Below are 9,028 nucleotides of genomic sequence, written 5' to 3' on the forward strand. Positions count from 1 at the left end.
AAGAAGGTGAAGACGATGGGCAGCATCTTCATGTTCTTCGCCTGCATGGGGTCCGGAGGCGTCGGGTTGAGCAGTTGCTGGACGTACATCGACACACCCATCAGGATCGGCAGGACGAAGAAGGGGTCCTTCATCGACAGATCCTGAATCCAGAACATGAAGGGTGCATGGCGCAGCTCTACCGACTCCAGCAGCATCCAGTACAGGGCGATGAACACGGGCATCTGCACGAGGATCGGCAGACAGCCGCCCAGAGGGTTGATCTTCTCCTTCTGGTAGAACTTCATCATCTCCTGGGACATCTTCTGACGGTCGTCGCCGTACTGCTCCTTGAGGCGCTGCATCTCCGGACCCAGCTTGCGCATGCGGGCCATCGACTTGTAAGCCTTGGCGGAGAGCGGCCACATGGCCAGCTTGACCAGCACGGTCAGCAGTACGATGGACCAGCCCCAGTTGCCGATCAGGCTATGAATCTGATCGAGCAGCCAGAACAGCGGGTTGGCGATAAACCAAAGCCAGCCGAAGTCGACGGTCAGGCGCAGATTGGGCGCGACCTGCTCGAGGTATTCCTGAACCTTGGGCCCCATGTAGAGGGTTGCACCGAGACGTGCCTCGCCCTCTGCTGCCACCGTGGTTACCGGTCCGGCGAAGGCCGCCACGTTACGATTGCGTGAATCGGTGGTGGCGTACTGCAGGGTCTGCTGGTTCTGAGGCGGTGCCCAGGCCGAAACGAAATAGTGCTGGATGATCGCTACCCAGCCGCCCTGCGAATCACGGTTGTTGAAGCGACCGCGCTGGATATCGTCGAAGTCGACCTTCTGGTAGCGCTCGTCCGGCGAGGAGTAGGCGGCGCCCAGATAGGAGCTCATGCCCAGCGCGACACCCGAGGAGGGGTCGGGGCTGTTGTCCCTTGCCAACTGGCCGATGAAGCGAGCGGTGACCGGCTCCTCGGTATTGTTGGCCAGGTAGTAGTTGACCTCGACGGCATAGCTGCCGCGCTCGAAGGAGAAGCGCTTGATCACGTCGACGCCGTTGACCTCACCATGCAGGTCGACATCGAGACGACTTTCGCCATCGGTCAAACGGTAGCTGGTGTTGTCGGAGGTGAAGCCGATGCGTCCGCCATGTCCGTCCACCTGAAGCCCCGAGCGAGCTACGTAGCTACGGGTCTCGTTGTCCGAGAGCAGCACGTAGGGCCGGTCGGAGCCCAGCGTCATGCGGTGCTGGGGCAGGGCGGCATAAACGACGTCTCCGCCTTGGGGGTCGATGCGCAGATCGAGCACATCGGTTACCACGGCGATCAGGTCGCGAGTGCCTGTCGGCTGCTCCGGCTCGGCCGGCATGTCGCCAGCCATCTCCTGCTCCGCCTGGGGCGAGGCAGGCACCGCCAGGTCATCGTCATCAGGCGCCTGGGTGTCACCGGGGGCCGGTGCGGTGATGGTAGGAGCCTCAGGCTCTGGAGCAACCTGGCCATAATCCTGATTCCACTGTACGACCAGCAGGTAGGTAAGCACGGCCAGAGGAATCAGCAATAGGAGTCGTTTTACGTCCATGAGGGTTCTGCCCGGTGGGTAGTGAACATGCCGCTGGAACGAGATCCGCTGTCATGTAGGAAAGTCGATAGCCTGTCTAGACAGGCTATCGAAGCGGAGATGAGGCTCCGCATCCGGTCAGTTGGTCATCGACTTCCGGACGTCACGCTCCAAGCGGCGCCACATGCCAAAAAACTGGCGATGCAGCGTGGCCTTGTCCAGTTCACTCGCGCCGCGTCGTGCCAGCAAAACGATATCGACGGCGGGTAGCGAGCTCTGTTGAAGGCGTATGGATTCGCGTGCCACACGCTTGAGGCAGTTGCGATCCACGGCCCTGCGGACGTTCTTCTTGCTGATGACCAGGCCAAGGCGGGGGTGGTCCAGTCCATTGGGGCACGCCAGGGCCATCAGCCCCTTGCCATGTACCTTGAATGCAGCGTGATCGAAAACGTATCGATAATCCCCGGCTGTCAGCAATCGCAGCTGTTTGGGGAAACCATGACCGGACACGCGCAATCCGCTATCAGGCGCTCAGACGCTTGCGGCCCTTGGCGCGACGGCGAGCCAGCACGGCACGACCGTTTTTGGTAGCCATGCGAGCACGAAAGCCGTGGACACGCTTGCGCTTCAGAACGCTGGGTTGAAAGGTGCGTTTCATAACTCTTGATTCCCACGTGGTTTATTGACGGAACGTCTTACAGGAATGCCCTGATTCCCGATCGGAACCAGGGGCAGATACGGTTCAAGACCGGAAATTGTAGAGACTTCGGCTGCTCGACGCAATTGTTCCGCGTGTTCTGAGCGCAGAAGGAGCCGCACGCCACCACGCGTGCCGGCACATCGATCCTATGGCGTTACCCTGATGCGGCAGTGGCAGCTGCCGTATGCCGACACTGTTGATAAGCATCATTTATATCGTACCGACAGAGGATTAGCCGGTGAGTCGTTATGTGGGAAAGGCTTGAGTAAGTAGTGTGCAGGCTGTGAGTGCCTGTAGCGGGCCCGGCGCTTCATCGTCGAGCCCTGTTCCTTCGCGTGGTGCATCACGACTTACGACCCCTTTGTCCACAGGGGTTCGTGTCTCGATCTGCTGTGGATAACCCGTCGGGCGAAGGATACAATGGCCGGTCACGCATCAACGGGTATGGTGAGGTCGAGTGTCTCTTGCTCTCTGGCAACAGTGTCTGGATTACCTGCAGGATGAGCTGAACGCCCAGCAGTTCAATACGTGGATCCGCCCGCTTCAGGCAGAAGAAGGGGATGCCAACGAACTGCGTCTGCTGGCACCCAACCGTTTCGTTCGCGATTGGGTCGGCGACAAGTATGCCAAGCGCATCAATGAACTGCTCAGGGATCTGGCGCCCGCCAAGCCGCCGCGGGTGGTGCTGACCGTGGGCAGCCGCCGGGCGGCGGCAGTCAAGACGCAGCCGCGCGAGCTGGGAGCCCCTGTCTCGGCCAATCCCCACTCGCCCCTGGCACCTGCCGTTCAGGTTCCGCCCCGGGGCGATGTCGGCGATGAAAGAGAGATCGACCAGATGCGCGAGGAGGGCGCTGCGACAAGGCGCTCCGGTGGCGAACGTGAAGTGCAGGTCGAGGGGAGCCTCAAGCACAGCAGCGGTCTCAATCCCAGCTTCACCTTCGAAACCTTCGTCGAGGGCAAGTCCAACCAGTTGGCCCGGGCGGCTTCGCGTCAGGTGTCTGAAAATCCCGGTGGCGCATACAATCCGCTATTTCTGTACGGTGGCGTCGGCCTTGGCAAGACGCACCTCATGCACGCAGTGGGTAACGCGCTGGCCACTCGTCGCGAGAATGCCCGCGTCGTCTACCTGCACTCCGAGCGTTTCGTGGCGGATATGGTCAAGGCGCTGCAGCTGAATGCGATCAACGATTTCAAGCGCTTCTATCGCAGCGTCGATGCTCTGTTGATCGATGACATCCAGTTCTTTGCCGGCAAGGAGCGCTCCCAGGAAGAGTTCTTCCACACCTTCAATGCGCTGCTTGAAGGTGGTCAGCAGATGATCCTGACCTCCGACCGTTACCCCAAAGAGATCAGCGGGGTCGAGGAGCGTCTCAAGTCGCGCTTCGGCTGGGGTTTGACCGTGGCCATCGAGCCCCCTGAGCTCGAAACCCGGGTCGCCATTCTGATGAAGAAGGCGGACCAGGCCAAGGTGGACCTGCCTCACGATGCCGCCTTCTTCATTGCTCAGAAGATTCGCTCCAACGTGCGAGAGCTTGAAGGAGCTCTGAAGAAGGTCATCGCCGATTCTCACTTCATGGGAAAGCCGATTACCCAGGACTTCATTCGTGAATCGCTGAAGGACCTGCTGGCACTGCAGGACAAGCAAGTGGGTGTCGACAACATTCAGCGCACCGTGGCTGAATATTACAAGATCAAGCTTTCCGATCTGCTCTCCAAGCGTCGCTCACGCTCCGTGGCACGGCCGCGTCAGGTTGCCATGGCGCTCGCCAAGGAGTTGACCAACCATAGCCTGCCGGAAATCGGTGATGCCTTCGGCGGGCGTGACCACACGACGGTATTGCATGCTTGTCGCAAGGTTCTGGCGCTGCAGGAGGAGAGTGCCGATATCCGCGAGGACTACAAGAACCTGCTTCGGCTGTTGACCAGCTGACGGGTTCACCAGGACGTCTGACAACAATGCCCGACACCCATCTACAGGACTAGACGTGGAGCAGACATGAGATTTTCCATTACCCGCGAAGCGCTGCTACGGCCGCTGGCTTTGGTGGCTGGCGTGGTGGAGCGCCGCCAGACTCTACCGGTGCTATCCAACGTGCTGATTCAGGTCGACCAGGAGCAGGTGGCGCTCACTGGAACCGACCTCGAGGTAGAGCTCATCGGTCGCACGGCCGCCTCCCAGGTCGAGGTGCCAGGTGCGGTTACCGTGCCCGCTCGTAAGCTGATGGACATCTGCAAGTCGCTTCCCGACCAGGCCGAGCTGCAGTTCAGCCTGGAAGATGGCCGTGCCGTGCTACGCAGCGGCCGCTCTCGCTTTACCTTGTCGACGCTACCCGTGGCTGAATTCCCGAATATCGAGGACAGCGCCGGCGACGTTGAGCTCAGTCTGCCGCGTGGCACGCTCAAGCACCTTATCGACTCGACCTCCTTTGCCATGGCCCAGCAGGACGTGCGCTACTACCTCAACGGTATGCTGCTCGAACTGCGTGCGGGGCTCGTCCGCACCGTGGCCACCGACGGCCATCGTTTGGCCGTCTGCTCGCGCCCGGCGGAGATCCAGGTCGAACCTGCGCGCAAACTGATCGTGCCCCGCAAGGGGGTGCTGGAGCTCGTGAGGCTGCTCGACGACAGCGACGAGCCAGTTACTCTGACGCTGAGCGCAAGCCATGTGAGAGCTCATACCGGCGACTTCACCTTTACCTCGAAGCTGGTAGACGGCAAGTTCCCCGATTACGAGCGGGTCGTTCCGCGTGGTGGCGACAAGGTCTTCATTGCCGATCGTGCCGAGCTGCGCCAGGTGCTCTCCCGTACCTCCATTCTCTCCAATGAGAAGTATCGCGGCGTGCGGCTCCATCTTCAGGAAGGCAATCTGCAGGTGATGGCCAATAATCCCGAGCAGGAGGAGGCCGAGGAAAATGTCGCGGTAGAGTACGGAGGAGATGCACTGGAGATCGGCTTTAACGTTGGCTATCTCATTGATGTTCTTAGTGTTATTAGTGAGGATCGAGTGCAGATGACGCTCGCCGATTCCAACAGTAGCGCCTTGATGGAAGAGCCGGGTGGCGGTGATGCCATGTATGTCGTCATGCCCATGCGCCTCTAAGGGAAGCACCGCCGGGATGTTCGTGACTCGACGCTCGGTCGGACCCCGCCCTGAGGCAGCAGTTTCCGACGCCTGTTCTTTAGGTGCCCGGCCGTCTTTCGAGGCGGCCGGCTTCCGTTACGCGAGTCGCAGCGTAACATGTTGATTGAGCGCCTCTCTTTCACCGGATTGCGAAATCTTGAAGCGCTTGATTTCACTCCGAGCAGTGGCATCAATTTGATAACGGGCCGTAACGGCAGCGGCAAGACCAGCCTGCTCGAGGGTATTCACATCCTCGGCATGGGCCGCTCCTTTAGGACGCGGCAGCTGAAGCACGCAATTGCCCACGAAGCCGCAGAAATGACCCTGTTTGCGCGCCTCGGCGGAACGCCACCGGTGCCGATCGGAGTGCGCCGTCAACGCGAAGCGGGTGAGCTTGAAATGCGTCTGGCCGGGGAGCGTGTGCCACGTGTGGCGCAGCTGATCGAAACCCTGCCTATGCAGCTTGTCAATCCCGATGCTTTCCGCCTGCTCGAAGGCTCACCGGCGGGTCGCCGTGAGTTTCTCGACTGGGGAGTGTTTCACGTGAAACATGATTTCTACGACGCCTGGCGCCGTGCCAGGCGGGCGCTGAAGCATCGGAATGCACTTCTCAGGCATGATAGAATGGATCTAGGCAGTCTCGCTGCCTGGGAGCAGGAGCTGGCGCATTGGGGAGAGCGAGTCGACACCTTGCGCCGTGAGTGGATCGCAAGCTTCATGCCTGTATTTCAGGACACCTTGAACCGCTTGATCGATTTGCCGGATTTACGCCTTCTGTATTCCCGTGGCTGGGACAAGCAGCGCTCATTGGGCGAGGTTCTCGAACAGGGGCGTATACAGGATTTTCAGATGGGCTTCACTCAGCATGGGCCTCAACGCGCTGACCTCAGGATACGCCTGGGGCGGCGGCCCGCCGTAGAGGTCTTGTCGCGCGGGCAACAAAAACTGGTAGTCAGTGCGCTCAAGTTAGCACAAGGAAGGTTGCTTGAGCAGTCGACGGGACGCAGCTGTCTCTACTTGGTCGACGATTTGCCGGCAGAGTTGGATGCCGAGCACAGGCGTGTATTCTGCCGCCTGCTCGAAACCATGCGCTGTCAGGCATTTATCACGAGTGTCGAACACGATGCCCTGGTGGGTCCATGGGAGACTCACACGCCCATCGCAATGTTTCACGTGAAACAAGCGACGTCTGGAGCAGGGCAGCTAGTGCCTGAGGCACAGATAGATTTCACCACGGAGTAGTCAATGAGCGAGCAAGCTTACGACTCAACGAGCATCAAGGTTCTGAAGGGCCTGGATGCCGTGCGCAAGCGTCCCGGGATGTATATCGGTGATACGGACGACGGGACCGGCCTGCACCACATGGTGTTCGAGCTGGTGGATAACTCCATCGACGAAGCCCTGGCCGGCTACTGCAGCGAAGTTCGAGTTGTCATCCACCCCGACGAGTCGATTACCGTAAGCGACAACGGTCGTGGCGTACCGACGGACATTCACGAGGAAGAGGGTGTCTCGGCAGCGGAAGTGATCATGACGGTCCTTCATGCTGGCGGCAAGTTCGATGACAACTCCTACAAGGTGTCCGGTGGCTTGCACGGCGTTGGGGTATCGGTCGTCAATGCGCTATCTGAAGAGCTGAAGCTGACGATCTGGCGCGCTGGCAAGGTGCACGAGCAGATCTACCATCATGGCGTGCCCCAGGCGCCGCTCGGCGTGGTGGGGAAGACCGAAAAGACCGGCACGCGGGTGCACTTCAAGCCATCTCCGAACACGTTTGCCAACATAGAGTTCCACTACGATATTCTGGCCAAGCGGCTTCGCGAGCTATCTTTCCTCAATTCAGGTGTGGCGATTCGCTTGCTCGACGAGCGTAGCGGAAAAGAAGAGCTGTTTCACTACGAGGGCGGGCTCAGGGCGTTCGTCGACCACCTCAACGGCAACAAGACAGTACTGAACCCGGTCTTCCATTTCGAATCCGAGCGGGAGGATGGGGTGGTGGTCGAGGTGGCGATGCAGTGGAACGACACCTTTTCCGAGAATATTTTCTGCTATACCAACAACATACCGCAGCGTGACGGCGGTACTCACCTGGCAGGCTTCCGCGCTGCGCTGACTCGTACGCTGAACGGCTACATCGAAGCCGAAGGCCTGTTGAAGAAGTCGAAGGTAGCTACCTCGGGCGACGATGCGCGAGAAGGGCTTACGGCGATCATCTCGGTCAAAGTTCCCGACCCGAAGTTTTCCTCCCAGACCAAAGACAAGCTGGTCTCCTCGGAGGTGAAAACCGCCGTCGAACAGGAGATGGGCCGTCTGTTTTCGGAGTATCTGATCGAGAGCCCTAACGACGCCAAATCGATCGTCAACAAGATGCTCGATGCGGCCCGGGCTCGCGAGGCGGCGCGAAAAGCCCGTGACATGACGCGCCGCAAAGGCGCGCTCGATATTGCCGGTCTCCCGGGAAAACTGGCCGACTGTCAGGAAAAGGACCCCAGCCTGTCCGAAATCTTCCTGGTAGAGGGCGATTCGGCCGGCGGTAGTGCCAAGCAGGGCCGGGATCGCCGTACCCAGGCAATTCTTCCCCTCAAGGGCAAGATCCTCAACGTAGAGAAGGCTCGTTTCGACAAGATGCTCTCATCTGCCGAAGTGGGCACCCTGATTACCGCACTGGGCTGCGGTATAGGGCGCGAGGAGTTCAATCCCGACAAGCTGCGTTATCATTCAATCATCATCATGACCGACGCAGACGTCGACGGCTCGCACATTCGTACGCTGCTGCTGACCTTCTTCTTCCGCCAGATGGCACAGCTCATCGAGCGCGGCCATGTTTTTATCGCTCAACCGCCGCTCTACAAGATCAAGCGTGGTAAGCAGGAAACCTATCTCAAGGACGAACAGGCCTTGGTCGATTACCTGACTACCACGGCGATGGACGGGGCTAGGCTCTACGTCAATCCGGATGCCCCGCCCGTCACCGGAGCGCAGCTCGAGACGCTGGTAAGCCAATACCGTGACGTCATGAAACGCATCGACAGGCTGTCGCGCGTCTATCCCAATGAGGTGCTGCGCAAGGTGGTGCACGCGGCCCGCCTTGATGGCGAAACCAGCCTCAAGGATCGCGTGACCATGCAGAACTGGATCGCCCTTCTCCAGGAGGAGATGGACTCTCTGGTCGCTTACGAGGGCGGGCCGCGTTACACCTTCCGTATCGAAGAAGACACCGAACGCGAGCTTTTCCTTCCTGCAGTCACGCTCACGGCACATGGGGTCAGCACCGATTACGTGTGGGGTATCGACTTCTTTACCAGCTCCGACTATCGGGCCATGGCTGCCCTGGGTGAAACGCTAGAAGGGCTGCTTGAAGAGGGCGCCTATATAGCTCGTGGCGATCGCAAGAAAACGGTCGGTACGTTCTACCAGGCGCTCGAATGGCTCATGGCCGAAGCCCAGCGCGGCCTCGCGGTACAACGCTACAAGGGCTTGGGCGAAATGAACCCCGATCAGCTTTGGGAAACCACCATGGACCCCGAGACGCGCCGCCTGCTGCGCGTCACCATCGAGGACGCCGTGGCGGCAGACATGATGTTCAATACGTTGATGGGTGACGAGGTCGAGCCGCGGCGTGCTTTTATCGAGAGCAACGCGCTGGTGGCCAACCTGGATGTATGAAGAAACCAG

General features: G+C 59.8%; 7 protein-coding genes. 4 read left to right on the top strand and 3 right to left on the bottom strand.

The window, feature by feature from the left end; genetic code table 11:
• The 3 genes from yidC to rpmH all read right to left on the bottom strand — a co-directional run.
• Positions 1–1,553 (bottom strand): membrane protein insertase YidC (yidC, locus tag AC2VNO_RS17455; RefSeq protein ID WP_486935317.1); only part of this gene is annotated, 1,553 nt, incomplete at its 3' end.
• 117 nt (positions 1,554–1,670) lie between these two features.
• On the bottom strand, positions 1,671–2,042 hold the full coding sequence (gene rnpA / locus AC2VNO_RS17460; RefSeq protein ID WP_228580015.1) for a ribonuclease P protein component: 372 nt from the start codon (positions 2,040–2,042) through the stop codon (positions 1,671–1,673).
• 13 nt (positions 2,043–2,055) lie between these two features.
• Entirely contained in the window at positions 2,056–2,190 is a 135-nt protein-coding gene (gene rpmH, locus AC2VNO_RS17465; RefSeq protein ID WP_010626003.1) for a 50S ribosomal protein L34, read from the bottom strand.
• Between the two features lie 499 nt (positions 2,191–2,689).
• Between rpmH and dnaA the strand changes: the two genes are divergently transcribed.
• The 4 genes from dnaA (at position 2,690) to gyrB (ending at position 9,019) form a co-directional block, all read left to right on the top strand.
• Entirely contained in the window at positions 2,690–4,162 is a 1,473-nt protein-coding gene (gene dnaA / locus AC2VNO_RS17470; protein ID WP_228580014.1) for a chromosomal replication initiator protein DnaA, read from the top strand.
• 66 nt (positions 4,163–4,228) lie between these two features.
• Positions 4,229–5,332, top strand: a complete 1,104-nt coding sequence (dnaN, locus tag AC2VNO_RS17475) for a DNA polymerase III subunit beta (protein WP_486935318.1) — start codon at positions 4,229–4,231, stop codon at positions 5,330–5,332.
• A gap of 138 nt (positions 5,333–5,470) precedes the next feature.
• Entirely contained in the window at positions 5,471–6,595 is a 1,125-nt protein-coding gene (recF, locus tag AC2VNO_RS17480; RefSeq protein WP_486935319.1) for a DNA replication/repair protein RecF, read from the top strand.
• Positions 6,596–6,598: 3 nt separating this feature from the next.
• Positions 6,599–9,019, top strand: coding sequence for a DNA topoisomerase (ATP-hydrolyzing) subunit B (gyrB, locus tag AC2VNO_RS17485; RefSeq protein WP_486935320.1), 2,421 nt, complete (start codon positions 6,599–6,601; stop codon positions 9,017–9,019).
• Positions 9,020–9,028 lie beyond the last annotated feature (9 nt).

This window comes from Halomonas sp. TH-94 (genome assembly GCF_057473365.1).